This is a genomic window from Bradyrhizobium canariense (assembly GCF_019402665.1).
GTDB classification, from domain to species: Bacteria; Pseudomonadota; Alphaproteobacteria; order Rhizobiales; family Xanthobacteraceae; genus Bradyrhizobium; species Bradyrhizobium canariense.
On record NZ_VSST01000040.1, the window covers coordinates 70986 to 87539 of the forward strand.

The window sequence follows — 16554 nt, forward strand, 5'->3', positions numbered from 1 at the left end:
GAGGCGGCCGTTAGACCAACGATGATTCCCACCAATACACACCCGCATCTCGTCATCTTCCAAGCCCTTCAAAACGCGAAATCAAGTCGGGGACCAACCCTGAGATCCCTGTATCGCCGCTCCGGAACGTTCGATGTTCGCGCCTCGTACAATACGCTGGTCGTGATCGACACGTTGCTGGCGAAACTATACCTCAGCCCGACGTCCGCTGAGTAGATCTGATCCTGTCGGCCCCTGTTCAGCCCGTCCGTGAACCAAAAGGCTTCTAACAATGGCGTGCTCACAATCGACCATTTCGGGTCCAGCTTGACTTCGATACCCAGCACCGCGTCAAAGCGCCAGCGGCGGGCTTCCGCAAGATCGGAAAACCGGTAGGTCAGGAGCAACAGTGGCGACAGCGTGACATTGTTCACGCGGAAGTCGCGCGCTACCGAGCCCATCACGTCGTGGGACGTGAAAGCAAGATCGCGATAGACACCGTCGAAATCGTACCGGTTCTCGTAAATAGCGGAGAAGCGCCAGCCGTCCCAATTCTCGGTCAAGCGCGCTCCCATTCGCGCCACTGCGGCGTTGCCGTCCTTCTCGGTCGCAAAGGCCTCGTATTGGGCGCGAGCATAGAGCCGGTACGACAGGTCGCTTGTGAGGTTCCCATCCAACCTGAGACTGACGTCGGGCTCATAATAAAAATCCGACCTGCGGTTGTTCCGGCTGAACAAAGCATTGTCAGTGAAGGTTGGCGCGACGGAGCCAACGACACTCCATGACGGAGCGGAATAATACGGCACAGGACCGCTCGCCTTCAGTTCGGTGAGATCAACATCCGCCGCCCAAGCGGTGTCTGCTCCAAACCATCCAACGACCAGCCAAAGAATCGTCAGCGCGCGCATGGTGTCCCCCGATGGCTTCTGCGTACACCTGGAATCAGCTGAGCGTGGGTGCTGATTGTGGCGTGTTAATGGTCAGGAATTAAATCTGTGATTGAGGCGGCAGACGCCGTCTGGCTGGAACTCCCCGGATGCTACCCAGCAACGGCCGAATGCCACGCGGCCGTGAACGCCCTCCTTCAGGGCCGGAGCGCCCGCAGGTCGGCTAATAATCCACCGCGTCCCTGGTGATCGGGCAGGTCATGCAATGACCGCCTCCCCGGCCGCGTCCCAGCTCTGCACCGACAATGGTGATCACCTCGATCCCCTCCTTGCGCAGCAAGGTGTTGGTGTATGTGTTGCGGTCATAAGCGAACACCACGCCCGGAGAGGCGCAGACCAGGTTCGCGCCGCTATCCCACTGGGTCCGCTCGCGCATATACGCGTTGCCGCCGGTCTCAATCACGCGCAACTTCTTCAGGCCGAGCGCTTCGGCCACGACATCCACGAACGGCTTTTCATCCCTGCGTAGATCGAGGCCGGCGGAATTGTCGGCCGGCCGGTAGGAAAAGGCCGCGATGTTGTTGACGATGTCCGGATAGAGCAGGACACAATCCCGATCTGCGAACGTGAAGACAGTATCGAGATGCATCGCCGCGCGCAGCTTCGGCATGGCCGCCACAATCACACGTTCGGCCGCTTTTCTCTTGAACAAGGCTGCGGCAACCTGGCTGATCGCCTGCCGCGAGGTGCGCTCACTCAATCCGATCAGAACGTTGCCCTTGCCGATCGGCATCACGTCGCCGCCTTCCAGCGTCGCGAGGCCGTGATCGTGCGTCGGATCGCCCCACCAGACGTTGACCTTGCCGGCGAAATCCGGATGGAACTTGTAGATGGCTGCGGCGAGGATCGGCTCTTCGTGCCGCGCTGGCCAGTAGAGCGAATTCAGCGTGACGCCGCCGTAGATCCAGCAAGTGGTGTCCCGCGTGTACAAGGTGTTGGGAAGCGGCGGTAGCAAATACTCGGTCATCCCGGCTGCTTCGCGCACCAGCTTGAGCATCTCGCCGCCATGGGCATCCGGAAAGTCGTGAGTCGATACTCCGCCGATCAGCGTTTCCGCCAACTCGCGCGGATTGAGACCTTCCAAATAGCCGCGCAGCTCGTCGATCAGACCGAGACCGACCTGATCGGCAACAACCTGGTTGTCCAGGATCCACTTCCTGGCCTCGGGGATCGCGACCGTCTCGGCGAGCAGATTGTGCATCTCGACGACTTCGATCCCGCGGTCACGCATTTTTTGAACAAAGTCGAAATGGTCGCGCTTGGCATTGTCCACCCACAGCACGTCATCGAACAACAGAGTATCGCAATTGGAGGGCGTAAGGCGCTGATGAGCCCGCCCTGGCGAGCAGACCATCACCTTCCTCAGCTGGCCGACCTCTGAATGGACGCCGAAGGGAGCCGAGGTGTCCGATGTCTGCTTTGCCATGGGAGTTCTCCCGGGAGTTGCCTGCCTAGATGGTGATGTAGCCGGTGGCCAGTCCGTGTATTCCAACAGCAGCGCCGAGGGCGGCTGCAATGAAGAGGCCCCACTCGATGGCTGTAAAGACCCGCGCCTTCTGTTCCAGGCGCGCCCAGAAATAGAGTGCAGTGCCTGGCGCGTAGAGGATCAAGGACAGCAGCAGGAACTTCATCCCGGCGGCATAGATCAGGAACAGCGTATAGACCAAGGCGACGCCGGCAAAGATCATGTCGCGCTTGCGATCACGGCTGCTTTTCTCATAGGTCTCGCCGCGACGGACGAGCAGGAGCCCGTAGGCTGCGACGAGGAAGAACGGAATGAGTGACATCACGCTCGTGAGATTGAGCATCAGCGCGAATGCATCCTGCGACCAATAGGTGCTGATGACGAAGAGCTGAACGATCACATTGGTGAGCCAGAGCGCCGCAGCCGGCACCTTGTTCGCATTTTCGGTGCCGAACAAAGCTGGCATATCCTTCGTTCGTCCGGCGGCGGAGAGCACCTCAGCGCAGATTAGCGACCAGGCGAGATAGGCCCCCAATACCGAAACCAGGAGTCCGATGCTGACGAAGATCGCGCCCCAATGCCCGACCACCGCCTCCAATACCGTTGCCATGGACGGCTGTCGCATGCCGGCGATCTCGGCGCGGGGCAGCGCGGCATATGGCAGCATGGTCACGAGCACCATCAGGGTCGTAACGATCGCAAACCCTAAAATGGTCGCCGCGCCGACATGCGCCCGTTCCTTGGCATAGCGCGAGTAGACGCTGGCGCCCTCGATGCCGAGAAAGACAAACACCGTCACCAGCATCGTCGCGCGAATCTGGTCGAACAGACTCTTGTTCGGCATCCCCTCGCCGCCCCAGAAATTGGCGCGGAAAAGATCGGCTTTGAACGCAAAGATCAGGATAGCAATGAAGACCAGGATCGGCACGATCTTCGCAATCGTGACGATGGTGTTGATCGCCGCGGCCTGCTGCACGCCGCGAAGAATCATGAAGTGAAACAGCCAGATTCCTATCGAGGCAACGATGATAGCGGTGACCGTATTCCCGTCTCCAAAGACAGGAAAGAAGGCGCCCAAGGTCGACTTGATAAGGACCCAATAGGATACGTTGCCGATGCAGCTGCCGATCCAGTATCCGAACGCCGATAGGAAACCAGGATAATCACCAAATCCCTCCTTCGCATAGGCATAGACACCAGCATCGAGCTCTGGCTTTCGTTCAGCCAGCGTTTGGAACACCCGCGCGAGCGTGTACATGCCGCCGCCGGCTATACACCAGGCGAAGACCGCTCCGAACGGACCAGTGGCGATGCCGAATGTTCTCGGGAGCGAGAAGATGCCCGAGCCAACCATCGATCCGACCACCATCGCGGTCAACGCGAACAGGGAGAGCTTCTGGACTGACGGCGTCCCAGTCATGTGAAGACCTCGCGATAGCGCGGGTGCGCAACATCCTGGCCGATCGACTTGCCGGCACTTCACCATGCACCTCGGGCGGAGCCCGGAATATCAGGTGAACTCCTAATCCCGAGACAGGATTCCCCTCGCCGGAAACCAGCGGCTTAGCCGACCGATTGAGCGGAAGTCCCTACCCGCCCCTTCTCTCCGAACCAGCTCACATACAATGTAGGCAGCAAGACCAGCGTCAAAACGGTCGCAACCAGAAGACCGCCCATGATTGCGACGGCCATAGGCCCCCAGAATACGGTGGGAGCGATCGGGATCATGCCGAGCACGGTCGACACCGCCGTCAGCATGATGGGACGAAACCGGGAGCTGCTGGCATCGACCGCTGCGTCCCACGGGCTCTTGCCCTGTGCCCGTTCGGCGTCGATCTGGCTGATCAGAATCACCGCGTTCTTGCTGATCATGCCGAGCAACGCGAGAATTCCGAGGATAGTGACAAAGCCCATCGGTCTGCCGGAAAGCAACAGTGCGGCGACAACACCGATCATCCCGAGTGGCGCCACGCTTATGACCATGAGCAGTCGCGGAAAGCTCTGCAACTGGATCATCAGGACCGTGAGCATGACGAACAGCATCATCGGCACCACAGCAAGCACCGACGCCTGCGAGTTCCGGCTCTCTTCAACGGTTCCGCCCACGGTCACCTCGTAGGACGCCGGTAGTGTCTTCCTCAACTCGCCTATTGCGGGCGACAGAGCGTCCACCAGCGCAGCCGGCAGTGATCCGCCGCCAATATCGGCGCGCACCGTCAGCGTTGGAATGCGGTCGCGCCGCCAGATCAGCGGATGCTCCTGGTGATACGCGAATGTCGCAAACTGACTGAGAGATACCGTCCTGCCGCTGGGCAAAGGCACCTGAAGCGTACGCAGGTTGGACAGCGAGATGCGCTGCTCATCGACCGCCCGGGCCACCACATTGACCAGATAGATGTCGTCGCGGACCTGCGTGACGATTGCGCCGGATATCACCGTGTTCAGCACGCTCGATATCGCTTGCGAGCTCAGTCCGAGACGTCGCGCTTCGTCCTGATCGACCTGGATGCGGAGCTGGCGTTCCGGCTCCATCCAATCGAAATTGACGCCCTTGGCCCTGGGCTCGGAGGCAATGATTTGCCCAAGCTTGAGCGCAATCTCACGTACCCGTTCGACATCCGGTCCGCTGACGCGATATTGCAGCGGCCATCCCACAGGTGGGCCAAGACCGAGCGGCGAAACCGACGAGACGGCGGCGGGAACTTCCTCCGCGAGCAAACGTTCCAGCCTCACGCGCAGACGCTCGCGCGCCGAGACGTCCTTCGCCACGACAACCGCCTGTGTGAACGAATCGTTTGGAAGCTCGACATTGAGCGGAAGATAGAAACGGATGGCACCGCGCCCCACGTTGGTACTCCAATGATCGACGTCCGGATCGCCGGTCAATGCGGCATCCAAGCGCCTGGCTGCCAGCTCGCTCGCATGGATCGATGCATTCTGGGGCAAACTGAGGTCCACCAGCAGTTCAGGTCGATCTGACGATGGGAAGAACTGCTGCGGAATCAGCGGAAGCGCAAGAACCGACGCGATAAAGAGCACCAGCGAGGTGGCGATCGTGAGCCACTTGGCGCGCATCGCCAGCGTAAGAAACGTGCGATAGAAGCGGAATATCCTGCCTGGCGCGTCCGAGCTCTCCTGTCCCGGCGGAACGAGAATGATCACACCCAGCAATGGCGTAAAGATCACAGCAACGAGCCATGACACCAGGAGAGCGATCGCGACTACTGCAAACAGCGAAAATGTATACTCGCCGGCCGAACTCGCGGCGAAGCCAACCGGGATGAAGCCTGCGATCGTCACCAGAGTCCCTGCAAGCATAGCAAAGGCGTGGCTGCGGTAGGCGAAGGTCGCTGCATCGATTTTGCTGCCGCCTTGGGCCAGCCGGTTGAGGGTGGCGTCCGTGGTCGTCATCGCATCATCGACCAAGAGTGCGAGCGCGATGATCAGCGCGCCCAACGATATTCGTTGCATGTCGATGCGGGCGATCTCCATGATCGGGAACACGACGGCTAGGGTCAGCGGAATGGCAAGCGCGATGATGAGGCCCGGACGAATTTCGAGGCTGATGAAACTCACCACTAGAATGATTGCGACGGCCTGTAGTAGCGAGGTCATGAATTCGCTGATCGCACTATCGACCACCGCAGCCTGGTCGGCGACGAGCGCGGGCTCGATTCCAATCGGGAGATTGGCGGTCATCTGGGCCATCGCCGCCTTGATATTTCTGCCAAGTGCAAGAATGTCGCCGCCATCACGCATTGCGATAGCAAGCCCGATTGCCGGCTGGCCGTTGACCCGGAACATCGGCTGCGGCGGATCCGCGTAGCCACGCCGTACTTTCGCAATGTCGCTTAGCCGGATCGTGCGACCGCCTGCGACGAAATTGACACCGGCGATGTCCTGCTCCGACCCAAAGCCGCCGGACACTCGAACGGAAATGGTTTCCTTGCCCGTCTGGATTGTCCCCGCCGGCCGGACAATATTCTGAGCTTGCAGCGCACCGAGCAGAGCCGCCCGATCGACCTGCAAGGTCGCAAGGTCCTGCTTGGAGAACTCGACGAAGATCACCTCGTCCTGGGCACCCAGTAGCTCGATCTTCGACACGTCAGGAACCTGAAGCAAGCGCGCACGGACATTCTCGACGTAATCTCGCAACTCTCGCTGTGTGAAGCCGTCGCTGCTAAAGCCGTAGACGATCCCGAACGTGTCACCAAAATCGTCGTTGAAGCCGGGGCCGACAACGCCAGCGGGAAGCGTGTGGCGCATATCGCCGATGTTCTTCCTCACCTCATACCAGGTATCGGCGACCTCCCTGCTGTTCGCGCTTCCCTTCAGGTTGACGAAGATAGTGACGAGACCGGCGCGAGTGAAGCTGCGCAGGAACTCAAGATGGGGCGTTTCCTGCAATCGCCGCTCGAGTCGCTCGGTCACCTGTTTCATCGTCTCTTCGGCCGTTGCCCCCGGCCAGGTAGCCTGCACGACCATCGTCTTGATCGTAAACGAAGGATCCTCGCTCCGGCCAAGGCGGAAAAACGCGAGATAACCTGCGATCGCGGCAACGATCATCACATAGACGACGAGCGAGCGGTGCCTGAGCGCCCATCCGGAGAGGTTAAACCCGGTCATGGCTCTGATCCGAGCACGCGCACCTTCTGGCCCGGATGGAGCGCTTGGACGCCCGCGGTGACAACGATGTCGCCGGCATTCAGTCCCTGCGAGACGATGACGTCGGTCTGGTCGAAACGAAGGATGTCGACATTACGCGCCGATATGATGTTCGTCTGGGGATCGAGGATCCAGACGGCCGGCTGCTGATTTATTCTTGTTAAGGCGGTAGCGGGTACATCGATCACCGGTCCGGAACCCAACTCGACGCGGCCGTTTACGGTGGCGCCGAGCCGCATGGCTGATGGCGGATCCGTTAGACCGACCTTGACCTCGAACGTGCGGGTGACGGGGTCGGCCTGCGCCGCGACCTGGCGGACGCGGCCCTGTGCCGTGATCTTCGCGTCATCTGTCAGGCTGACCATGACCTGCACGTCGGCCGGCGTCGATCTGATCATTTGAGCCGGAACGTCGAAGACTGCGTCACGGCCGTCCTGCCTCGCGATCCTCGCGATCATTTGCCCGGCCTGAACGACCTCGCCATCAGAGGGACCTGTCGCGGTGATTTTGCCGGGCGCATCGGCCCGCAGCTCCGTAAAGCTGACGAGGTCGTGCGCGGAGTCGACTTGCGCCTCCGCCGCCTCGACCTGCGACTGCGCGGCCTGTCGTGCCTGCGTCGCCGCCTCGAAATTGGCACGCGTGGTCCACCCCTGCGCCAACAGCGTTTCCTGACGTTCGTAGTGGTTGCGTGCCTGCGTCAACTGGCCCTGCGCAGCGGAAAGAGCCGCTTTTGCCTGCCGTAATGTGCTCAGCTCGTTCTGGGACTCCAGTTGCGCCAGCAACTGTCCGGCCTCGACCCTGTCTCCGAGTTTCGCATGGCTCGCCAGCAAGCGTCCGGATATCCGAAAGGCGACGGCCACTTCGTCCTCGGCCTCGATGCGGCCTGTAAAAATCAACGGCACCAGGCTATCGCGCTTCTCGACCGTCGTGGTCCGAACCGGACGCGGGGGCAGCTCCTTCGTTTCCGCTTGGCGGCCGCAGGCTACCAGAAACGGTGCGAACACGGAGGCGATCAACGTCACTGCGAAGACTTGCCGAGATGTGGTTCGCCTACCGCGCATCGCCATGCCCTCCTCGATTCCAGACGTTAGATCAGGCAGGTCGCCCTTTCACATCTCGCGATCTACGGTGTCGTCCCTGGTATTCTTGCCCAAAGGAGGGGCCACACACATCGGCAAATCTACTTGGTGCGTCCGGATGCAATCGCGACCGCGGGCCGCAGTCGCAGGCGAAACGCCGGCGATATATGAAACGGCGCCTCATGGAGCGCTCCGGGGAATTCCTGCCGCCTAATCGGGCAAAGACCCAATATCGCAGGTCGTATCAAGAGCGCATCGTCAGGGTCAGCTAAAGCGATCGGGCCTGTCGGCCCGATGAACCCGGAGGATTTTCGAATGCGGAGATTTATCCTAGTTGCAATGGCGGTTTCGGGAATGCTGGCCATCATGCCACAGACTGCATCAGCGCAGACCGAGCAAAACCAATGGTGCTCCAAGTTCAAGGGGCATGTGAACTGCAGGTACTCCACCCAAGATCAGTGCCAGGCGTCCCGAAGCGGGAGGGGCGGCACCTGCTTCCCCCGGCAGGCGTCGCGCTAGTTGCGTAGCAGGGCAGCGAAGGGCCATCCAAAACGATGGCGTCGAACGATCCGCTCGTGGACGCCATTCGAGCCGGTGTGGATGCTGCTGTATCGCTACGCCAACTCACGCATCCGCACGTCGAAGGATACCCGGCTGCAGACACCGACAGTCGTGCCGCCGGACACCCGCCAGTCAATACACGATGCCGGATTTTCGAAGCACCGCACGGGACGGCGCCATCCGTCGCCAATCGAGGAATCGCCTGTGAGAGGGTCGGCGGGAAAGCCAGATGCGCTCACGGGCGCCACAGCCCGCGCGTCCTGGTGGAGCGCGACGTCCCGCGCGGCTTCGTTCCTCTGCCTCTGGTTGGTACTTTCCGGCGCCGCTCTCGATGACATTCCTGCCGCGGCAGTCGCCGTCGCGGCGGCAACGTGGACGAGCTTGCATTGGCTGGAACCTGGCGGATCGCGGCGCTCACCTGGCGCCATCTCGCGACTGACATTGCTCTTCCTATATCACTCCATTGTTGCCGGAGTGGACGTCGCGAGGCGGGCACTCGACCCCCGCCTGCCGCTACACCCGGGGTTTATCGCATATCCAACCCGTCTTCCCCGCGGCATTCGTCGTAACGTGTTTGCAACGCTGACGAGCCTGCTACCGGGCACCGTGCCGGCCGCAGAAGATGACGCGCAGATCCTCTATCACTGTCTGAATATCGAACATCCCGTGGTCGCCGAGCTTGCCGAAGAGGAGGCTGCTCTGGTCCGAGCGCTGTACAACGACTGAGTTCCTGACGGCCGCAGTCGGCTTCATCCTGGCCATGCTGGCGCTTGGCCTGGTGTCTATCCTGCGAGGTCCAGGAGACGCCGACCGCATGATGGCGACGCAGTTGATCGGGACCGGAGGTATTGCGGCGCTGCTGCTGCTCGGCACTGTGGCGGGCTCACCCGCGGCAATCGACGTGGCCTTGACCTTGGCACTGCTCGCCACCTTCGCCTCCATCGCGTTCGTCAAGAAGGGACTTTCGCGCTTCGAAGCTGATGGGATCACATCAGCGGAGGACAAATGAGCCTCGCACGCGACATGATGACAGTTGCAGCCGTCTCAGCCGGCGCGTTCTTCTTCCTGGCCGGCACGGTCGGCCTGCTTCGCTTTCCCGACACCCTAACACGTCTGCACGCGCTCACGAAGGCGGACAATCTCGGCCTCGGTCTCGTCGTGCTCGGACTGCTCCCGCAAGCTGCGGGCCTTCGCGACGGGTTGAAGCTGGTCGGCATCTGGCTGCTTGGCCTGCTCGCCGGCGCCACAGTCTCCCAACTGATTGCGCGCGCGGCGCGCCATGGCCAATTGAACCGATGAGCATTGCAACGGTCTTCGAAATTGTGCTCGCTGCGGTCGTTCTGGGACTTGGCGTCTGGACGATCGTCGTGCCGGAGACTTTTTCGGCCACGGTCGGATTCGTCGCCTATGGACTGCTGGTGGCACTTGTCTGGGTACGTCTCGACGCCGTCGATGTCGCGCTGACCGAGGCCGCAATCGGCGGAGGGCTCGGTGGCGTGTTGCTGCTGGGTGCGGCGGCGCGATTGCGTGATGCCGACCTGATGGCGGAGAAAACGCCGGGCACGCTGCGAGCGAGCGCGGCAGCGCTGTCGGTGTTGATGGCCGCAGCCTTGGCCGGTGCGGTCCTGGTGCTGCCCGATCCAGCTCCGACGCTTGCTCCGGCGGCTGTTGCAAAGGCCGGGGCGACAAGTCTGTCCAATCCGGTCACGAACGTGCTGATGGCGTTCCGTGCGATGGATACCATGCTCGAGAAAATCGTACTGCTGCTGGCCGTCGTCGGCGTTTGGTCACTTGCATCCGACTTTGCCTGGGGCGGTCGTCCCGGGCCGCGCCACGAAGCCGATCCACGCGGCGTCCTCGTCTTTCTTGCGCGCCTGTTGCCCCCGATTGGCATCGTCGTCGGGATTCATGTCCTCTGGGCCGGCGCCGACCAGCCTGGCGGTGCGTTTCAGGGCGGCGCGATCCTCGCGTCCATGTGGCTGCTGGCCATCATGACGGGTCTGGCGGACACGCCATCCGTGAGCCTTCGCTGGATAAGGCTGATCCTCGTCGCCGGGCCCGGCCTATTCCTTGTTGTTGGCCTCGTCGGACTTCTGTTTGACGACGCATTCCTTTCCTATCCGCCGGCGCTGGCCAAGCCGCTGATACTCGGCATCGAGGTCACGATGACTTTGACGATCGCGGCAACGCTTGGCCTGCTGCTTGCGGGCGCACCAGAACGGAGCGCACAACCATGAGCACCGTGACTGTGTTCGGACTGTGCGCTGCTGCGGTGGCCAGTCTTGGACTCTACGGTCTGATCACGGACCCGCGGCCGCTGCGGAAGATCATCGCCTTCAATTTGCTGGGCAGCGGCGTGTTTCTCCTGTTCGGCGTCGTCGGGCGGCGCGGTGCGGCGGCAGGGATAGGCAACGATCCGGTGCCGCAGGCCTTGGTGATCACCGGCATCGTCGTCGCGTTTTCAGCAACGGCTCTGGCGATTGCGCTCCTGCTGCGGCTGTTCCAGACGACCGCCTTTCTGGAGCCGAGCATTCGTGCCGCCCCAGGCGATGACCCAGATCGGGCCGCTAGCTGATGCTGCCCCCTGCCCCCGCGCTCGAGGCCATAACAACTCCGAGCGGTTTCCTGCTGGTGCCGTCGATTGCCGTGCCCCTTACCGGCGTTGTGCTGGCCTTCGTTCTTGGTGACCGATACGTCAGGCTGGTCGCGTACGCGATAATCCCGCTGGGGCTGGCGATCGCGGTCACGATTCTGGTGGCCCTTCGGCAGAGCGCAGGGCCTCTCGTTTACCTGCTGGGCGCTTGGCCGCCGCCATTGGGGGTGGCTCTGCGCGCGGACGGAGTGTCTGCGGTGATGCTCGCGGCGACCGCGGTCGTGATCTGCGCGGTCGCCGTCTATGCCCATGCTGATTTCAAGGATACGGCGACGCGCGCGCCATTCGCATTCTGGATCCTGCTGCTGGCGATCTGGGCGGCGCTGGACACGATCTTTGTCGGCGGAGACCTCTTCACGCTTTACGTCGCCCTGGAATTGCTGACGTTCGCCGCAGTGCCGCTGGTCTCGCTGGAAGGCCATCCGGATACGCTCCGAGCTGCGATACGGTACCTGCTGTTCGCATTGCTCGGCTCCGTGCTCTACCTGCTGGGCACGGCGCTCCTCTATGGCGGCTATGGTACGCTGGATATCGCGCTGCTGTCGCATCGGATCCAGGCAGAACCCGCCTCATTCCTCGCGGCGGCATTGATGACGGCGGGTCTTCTGGCCAAAACCGCACTGTTCCCCCTACATCTCTGGCTGCCCCCCGCCCACGCGGGCGCGCCGGCGGCCGCCAGCGCCATCCTGTCTGGCCTTGTCGTGAAGGGATCTTTCTTCATCATCGTGCGGCTCTGGTTCAAGGTGATGCCCGCGCTGCCTGGTTTGCCAGCCACGCAGCTGCTCGCCGCTCTGGGAGCATCGGCGATCATTTTCGGCAGCGTTCTCGCTCTTCGCCAGCAAAGGCTGAAGCTCTTGGTCGCCTATTCGACCGTAGCACAGCTCGGATATCTCTTCCTGATGTTTCCGCTCGCGTTCGAGGCTTCGGGCAAGCTGGAGGACGGCAACGCTTTGTCAGGCGGTCTGCTGCAGGCCGTCTCCCATGCCACGGCCAAAGCGGCGATGTTCATGGCTGCCGGATCGATCTATGCGAGGCTGGGTCATGATCGCCTCACAGACTTGCATGGTCTAGTGAGAACGATGCCGTTGAGCGTCTTAGCTTTTGCTCTCGCCGGCATCGCGTTGGTAGGCGTACAGCCGAGCGGTGCGTCGCTGGCAAAAGAGCTGTTGCTTCGTGCCGCAGCCGAAAGGGGGCAGTGGTGGTGGGCGGTCGTGCTCGAGGCGGGCGGAATGCTTACAGCGGCCTACGTTGTCTTGGTCCTGGCTCACGCACTGGTGCCTACGGACGGGCGGATTGCATCGACCGGTCCTGCACTACACGTCCGGAACATCGCGGCGCTTGTGCTGGCCCTGTGCTCGCTATCGCTCGGCCTGTTGCCTTGGGATTCCTATCTAGCCGTCTCGCACGGTTCGGTGTCAGGTTTCTTTGCGGTCGAGACTCTCACCAAAACACTCTCCTCCGTCCTGGGCGGCGTTGTGCTGGCGATCCTGATCGCTCCCTGGCCGCATCCGGATGCCTATTTGACGCGCTGGAAAATGGTCGCCAGCATACTCGGTCTATTTCAACGCAGCTGCCATAGGTCCGTTGGCTGCCTAGAGAGGGCCAATCACGTTCTCTGCCAGTGGCCTGCGGCCAGCATGTTCCTCCTCATCCTGGCGCTGCTGTTTGGCGCGCTGATGGTTGGGGCGCATACCTTTCGGCCGGGATAAGGTCAGCCTCAGGCGCCCCTCCAGCAACAACGATCAGGAACATCCATCCCCACGCCTCAGGGTTTTCTCCGATCCCAAGCCGACCGATCGAAGGCTAGTGTTCAACAGCGCGTTCCGCCAGTGGCACGGTTGCACCGGTTGGCGCATCGTCTTGGCCGCGGGAGCTTGATCCAGCAGGAGGTTTGCATGTCCGATCTAGTAGCGATCGTGTATCCATCCGAGGCGAAGGCCGAGGAAGTGCGTCAGCGGCTACTCAAGCTGCAGAAGGAATATCTGATCACCATCAGCGACGCAGTGATCGCCGTGAAGACGGATTCCGGCGGCATCAAGCTCAATCAGCTCGTCAACACGACGTCGATGGGCGCGGTGACCGGCGGTTTCTGGGGACTTCTGATCGGCATGATCTTCCTCAATCCGATCCTCGGTGTCGCTGTCGGCGCAGCTTCCGGCGCACTTGGCGGCGCACTGTCCGATTTCGGCATCGACGACTCCTTCATGAAGGAATTATCAGTATCACTTCACACGGGCAACGCCGCCTTGTTCGTGCTGATCAAGAATATGACTGCGGACAAGGTCTTGAAGGAGATCAAGGACGCCGGAGGGACCGTGCTGAAGACGTCCCTGGACGACGCCAAAGAACAGGCTCTGCGCGACGCACTCGCAAGCGCCGCGGAGCGGCCGGCGGCCTGAAGCCACTTAGCGGCGATTGCCGACCAGACGCAGCAGCATCATGAACAGGTTGATAAAGTTGAGATACAGCGACAGCGCTGAAATCACCGACTTGCGGCCTCTGGTTGTTTCGTCGTCCCGGCTGTCATGCATCGCCTTGATCCGTTGCGTGTCGTAGGCCGTCAGCCCGGCAAACACGCCGACGCCCACAATCGAGATCAGCCAGTCAAGCCCGCTGGATTGCAGGAACAGATTCACCAGGGTGGCGATGATGATCCCGATAAGGCCCATGAACAGGAAGGTGCCGAGACCGGATAGGTCGCGCCTTGTGGTATAGCCAAAGACGCTGAGCGCCCCGAACGTCGCCGCGGTGATGAAGAAGACGCGCGAAATCGAGGCGCTGGTGTAGATGTGGAGCAGCGTCGAGAGCGACACGCCGACCAGCGCCGCATAGATGAAGAACAGCAGACGCGCGGTCGACACCGACAGCGTATTGATCCGCGAGCCGATGAAGAAGACCAAACCCAGCGGCGCCAGTATGAAGACCCACATCAACGGGCTCTGCAGCAGTGCAGGACTGGTGAGCTGATAGGTGAGCCACGCGACAACGGCCGTTAGGCCGATGCCGGCAGCCATATAGTTGTAGATGCGCAGCATGTAGCTACGCAGTCCAGCATTGACCGCGATTGCCGCGCCGCCGCCCGCTCCCGCCATCGTCACGTTCGGATCATAGTTCGACATTGCCTGTCTCCTGCCAGAGCTCGCTAATCAGGTCATGCTATCTCTGGGTATCAGTAGACGGCATCGGACAATCACCCGAGAGTTGGCAAGGACAATCACCCTATCGCACAGCTTTTTACTGCGCACCTGAGCACGGTGATTACGAACCGGTAATCGAAACCGCCGGAAGTGTCCTCCTTTGGGCGGAGACGCGTTACGCGTTTGTCACTTGGAAAACGGCCGCGATCCGGCCTAATCCGGCCAGTATGCGCTTCTACTTTCATATCGTCGACAAATACGGTCTCTCGCCCGATAGGACCGGATGCGAGCTCGCCAATCAGGACGCAGCGTCCCTGCATGCCCGATGCATAGCGGCTGAGCTCGCGAAGGCCGGCGAGTTCTGCCGTTTCAGCGTCGTGCTTTTGGCGGCCGCTTCCGGGCCATCATCCGGTCCCGGTCAAATCGCGACTGCCCCTCCCCCAAAAACTTGAGGGCGATGCCCAACCTTACAGTACGTCAATTTCCTGCCCTCGCTGCCTACAGAGAATCCCGGATGTGCGAAGGGGAAAGCCACGTCTAGGGTCCTCTCCAATGCGGCGGGCATCAATGCCCGTCGCATCCCGGATTGGAAGGCCATCCCGTCATGGCTCACCCGCCGAATGCGGCCGACCAGAAACTCTCGCGGAATGCTCTCATCGCGCTCGTGATCGGCTCGATGGTGGGGTCCGGCATTTTCGCACTACCTGCGGCGTTCGGACGAACCACGGGTGCGCTTGGAGCAATGATCGCCTGGGCTATCGCGGGCAGCGGCATGCTGATGCTGGCTTTCGTGTTCCAGACGTTGTCACACCGCAAGCCCGACCTCGATGCCGGAATCTATGCCTATGCCAGAGCCGGATTTGGCGACTACATCGGCTTTGCTTCAGCCGTCGGGTACTGGATCGGTTGCTGTCTTGCAGACGTCGCCTGTCTCGTCTTGATCAAGGCAACGCTCGGGCAGTTTTTTCCCGTGTTCGGCGACGGGACAACTCCGGTGGCGATCGCTTCGGCGTCTGTCCTGCTCTGGGGAGTGCACATTTTGCTGCTGCGCGGCATCAAGAGCGCAGCCACGCTCAATACGATTGCGACCTACACAAAGATCATCCCGATTTTGCTGTTCATCGGCACTGCCGTCATTGCTTTTAACGGCGATCTGTTCGCCGTTAATTTCCACGGAACGGAGCAGTCGGATGCGTCGAGTGTGTCTTCTCAGGTTCGCGGCACGATGCTGCTAACCGTGTTCGTGTTCGTCGGAATTGAAGGCGCGAGCGTCTACTCCCGCTACGCCCGGAGCCGTGCCGACATCGGCTTCGCAACCATTGCCGGATTTCTGACGGTGCTCGGTCTGCTCGTTCTCGTGACGCTCTTGTCCTACGGCGTGTTGCCGAGGGCTGAACTGGCGGATCTTCCGACGCCATCCATGGCTGGCGTGATGGAAGCGATTGTCGGCCGCTGGGGCGGCGTATTCATCAGCTTGGCGCTCCTGATCTCGGTTCTCGGCAACTACCTATCTTGGTCACTGCTGGCGGCCGAGATCCTGCATTCCGCGGCGATCCACCGCACCATGCCTTCCTTTCTTGCCAGGGTGAATGCGCACAAGGTCCCTGCCGGCGCGCTCTGGCTCACAAATTGCGTCATCCAGATCTTTCTGCTGGTCGCCTGGTTTGCGGAGTACGCGTTCACACTCGCGTTGAAGATGACGAGCGCGATGACGCTGATCCCGTATTTCATTGTCGCGGCGTACGGCTTAAAGCTTGCCTGGTCGGGCGAGACCTACCGCGCGGGCGAGCGCGCTCGCACCACCGACTGGATCCGATCGGCTATCGCAACGATCTATGCAGCTGGCATGATCTACGCCGGCGGACCGAAATTTCTCTTGCTGTCGTCCATCCTCTATGCACCCGGCACTCTGCTGTTCCTGCTTGCGAAACGCGAGCGCAAGGAAACGATCTTCGGGCCATTCGAAGCTGTGCTTTTTGCAGCGATCACGATTGCCGCGTGCGCCGGCGTTTACGCACTCGCAACCGGAGCCATATCGATTTGAATCTTTGTCCCTAGTTGCATGGAG

General features: G+C 61.3%; 16 protein-coding genes. 10 read left to right on the forward strand and 6 right to left on the reverse strand.

The window, feature by feature from the left end; genetic code table 11:
• Positions 1-68 precede the first annotated feature (68 nt).
• From FXB41_RS21485 to FXB41_RS21505, 5 genes are all read right to left on the reverse strand, one after another.
• Positions 69-887 (reverse strand): outer membrane beta-barrel protein, encoded by an 819-nt coding sequence (locus tag FXB41_RS21485; protein WP_007601217.1) that lies wholly within the window; start codon positions 885-887, stop codon positions 69-71.
• A gap of 202 nt (positions 888-1089) precedes the next feature.
• On the reverse strand, positions 1090-2352 hold the full coding sequence (gene arcA / locus FXB41_RS21490; RefSeq protein WP_219683132.1) for an arginine deiminase: 1263 nt from the start codon (positions 2350-2352) through the stop codon (positions 1090-1092).
• Positions 2353-2377: 25 nt separating this feature from the next.
• Positions 2378-3811 (reverse strand): basic amino acid/polyamine antiporter, encoded by a 1434-nt coding sequence (locus FXB41_RS21495; protein ID WP_219683133.1) that lies wholly within the window; start codon positions 3809-3811, stop codon positions 2378-2380.
• A 143-nt stretch (positions 3812-3954) separates the two neighbouring features.
• A complete protein-coding gene (locus FXB41_RS21500) occupies positions 3955-7017 on the reverse strand; it encodes an efflux RND transporter permease subunit (protein ID WP_219683134.1) in 3063 nt (1020 codons plus the stop codon).
• Positions 7014-8117, reverse strand: a complete 1104-nt coding sequence (locus tag FXB41_RS21505) for an efflux RND transporter periplasmic adaptor subunit (RefSeq protein WP_219683135.1) — start codon at positions 8115-8117, stop codon at positions 7014-7016. The genes FXB41_RS21500 and FXB41_RS21505 overlap by 4 nt, the downstream gene beginning before the upstream one ends.
• A gap of 333 nt (positions 8118-8450) precedes the next feature.
• Here FXB41_RS21505 and FXB41_RS21510 point away from each other — a divergent pair, with 333 nt between their 5' ends.
• From FXB41_RS21510 to FXB41_RS21545, 8 genes are all read left to right on the forward strand, one after another.
• On the forward strand, positions 8451-8654 hold the full coding sequence (locus FXB41_RS21510) for a DUF3551 domain-containing protein (protein WP_007601212.1): 204 nt from the start codon (positions 8451-8453) through the stop codon (positions 8652-8654).
• A gap of 81 nt (positions 8655-8735) precedes the next feature.
• The gene (locus FXB41_RS21515) at positions 8736-9422 is read left to right on the forward strand and encodes a Na+/H+ antiporter subunit E (RefSeq protein WP_246649019.1); all 687 of its coding nucleotides are present in this window, start codon (positions 8736-8738) and stop codon (positions 9420-9422) included.
• Between the two features lie 88 nt (positions 9423-9510).
• Entirely contained in the window at positions 9511-9705 is a 195-nt protein-coding gene (locus FXB41_RS21520; RefSeq protein ID WP_246649021.1) for an MrpF/PhaF family protein, read from the forward strand.
• Positions 9702-9995 (forward strand): monovalent cation/H(+) antiporter subunit G, encoded by a 294-nt coding sequence (locus FXB41_RS21525; protein ID WP_219683137.1) that lies wholly within the window; start codon positions 9702-9704, stop codon positions 9993-9995. Before FXB41_RS21520 ends, FXB41_RS21525 begins: the two co-directional genes overlap by 4 nt.
• Positions 9992-10933: an MnhB domain-containing protein gene (locus FXB41_RS21530; protein WP_219683138.1), complete on the forward strand. Its 942-nt coding sequence runs from the start codon at positions 9992-9994 to the stop codon at positions 10931-10933. The genes FXB41_RS21525 and FXB41_RS21530 overlap by 4 nt, the downstream gene beginning before the upstream one ends.
• A complete protein-coding gene (locus tag FXB41_RS21535) occupies positions 10930-11271 on the forward strand; it encodes an NADH-quinone oxidoreductase subunit K (RefSeq protein ID WP_219683139.1) in 342 nt (113 codons plus the stop codon). Before FXB41_RS21530 ends, FXB41_RS21535 begins: the two co-directional genes overlap by 4 nt.
• Positions 11271-13058, forward strand: coding sequence for a complex I subunit 5 family protein (locus tag FXB41_RS21540; protein WP_219683140.1), 1788 nt, complete (start codon positions 11271-11273; stop codon positions 13056-13058). The genes FXB41_RS21535 and FXB41_RS21540 overlap by 1 nt, the downstream gene beginning before the upstream one ends.
• 186 nt (positions 13059-13244) lie before the next feature.
• Complete coding sequence (locus tag FXB41_RS21545; RefSeq protein WP_007601211.1) at positions 13245-13748, forward strand: DUF1269 domain-containing protein; 504 nt, start codon at positions 13245-13247, stop codon at positions 13746-13748.
• A 6-nt stretch (positions 13749-13754) separates the two neighbouring features.
• On the opposite strand, the gene FXB41_RS21550 is transcribed toward FXB41_RS21545, so the two are convergent.
• Positions 13755-14468: a Bax inhibitor-1/YccA family protein gene (locus tag FXB41_RS21550; RefSeq protein ID WP_219683141.1), complete on the reverse strand. Its 714-nt coding sequence runs from the start codon at positions 14466-14468 to the stop codon at positions 13755-13757.
• Between the two features lie 245 nt (positions 14469-14713).
• Here FXB41_RS21550 and FXB41_RS41995 point away from each other — a divergent pair, with 245 nt between their 5' ends.
• Together FXB41_RS41995 and FXB41_RS21555 are read left to right on the forward strand one after the other, a co-directional pair.
• Positions 14714-14938 (forward strand): DUF6894 family protein, encoded by a 225-nt coding sequence (locus tag FXB41_RS41995; protein ID WP_376707506.1) that lies wholly within the window; start codon positions 14714-14716, stop codon positions 14936-14938.
• A gap of 152 nt (positions 14939-15090) precedes the next feature.
• Entirely contained in the window at positions 15091-16530 is a 1440-nt protein-coding gene (locus tag FXB41_RS21555; protein WP_219683142.1) for a basic amino acid/polyamine antiporter, read from the forward strand.
• Positions 16531-16554 lie beyond the last annotated feature (24 nt).

Coding starts and splice junctions, on each gene's coding strand:
- FXB41_RS21555 (WP_219683142.1), top strand. CDS start 15,091: ATGGCTCACCCGCCGAATGCGGCCGACCAGAAACTCTCGCGGAATGCT.
- FXB41_RS21540 (WP_219683140.1), top strand. CDS start 11,271: ATGCTGCCCCCTGCCCCCGCGCTCGAGGCCATAACAACTCCGAGCGGT.
- FXB41_RS41995 (WP_376707506.1), top strand. CDS start 14,714: ATGCGCTTCTACTTTCATATCGTCGACAAATACGGTCTCTCGCCCGAT.
- FXB41_RS21515 (WP_246649019.1), top strand. CDS start 8,736: ATGCTGCTGTATCGCTACGCCAACTCACGCATCCGCACGTCGAAGGAT.
- FXB41_RS21525 (WP_219683137.1), top strand. CDS start 9,702: ATGAGCCTCGCACGCGACATGATGACAGTTGCAGCCGTCTCAGCCGGC.
- FXB41_RS21495 (WP_219683133.1), bottom strand. CDS start 3,811: ATGACTGGGACGCCGTCAGTCCAGAAGCTCTCCCTGTTCGCGTTGACC.
- FXB41_RS21505 (WP_219683135.1), bottom strand. CDS start 8,117: ATGCGCGGTAGGCGAACCACATCTCGGCAAGTCTTCGCAGTGACGTTG.
- FXB41_RS21550 (WP_219683141.1), bottom strand. CDS start 14,468: ATGTCGAACTATGATCCGAACGTGACGATGGCGGGAGCGGGCGGCGGC.
- FXB41_RS21535 (WP_219683139.1), top strand. CDS start 10,930: ATGAGCACCGTGACTGTGTTCGGACTGTGCGCTGCTGCGGTGGCCAGT.
- arcA (WP_219683132.1), bottom strand. CDS start 2,352: ATGGCAAAGCAGACATCGGACACCTCGGCTCCCTTCGGCGTCCATTCA.
- FXB41_RS21510 (WP_007601212.1), top strand. CDS start 8,451: ATGCGGAGATTTATCCTAGTTGCAATGGCGGTTTCGGGAATGCTGGCC.
- FXB41_RS21485 (WP_007601217.1), bottom strand. CDS start 887: ATGCGCGCGCTGACGATTCTTTGGCTGGTCGTTGGATGGTTTGGAGCA.
- FXB41_RS21545 (WP_007601211.1), top strand. CDS start 13,245: ATGTCCGATCTAGTAGCGATCGTGTATCCATCCGAGGCGAAGGCCGAG.
- FXB41_RS21500 (WP_219683134.1), bottom strand. CDS start 7,017: ATGACCGGGTTTAACCTCTCCGGATGGGCGCTCAGGCACCGCTCGCTC.
- FXB41_RS21520 (WP_246649021.1), top strand. CDS start 9,511: ATGATGGCGACGCAGTTGATCGGGACCGGAGGTATTGCGGCGCTGCTG.
- FXB41_RS21530 (WP_219683138.1), top strand. CDS start 9,992: ATGAGCATTGCAACGGTCTTCGAAATTGTGCTCGCTGCGGTCGTTCTG.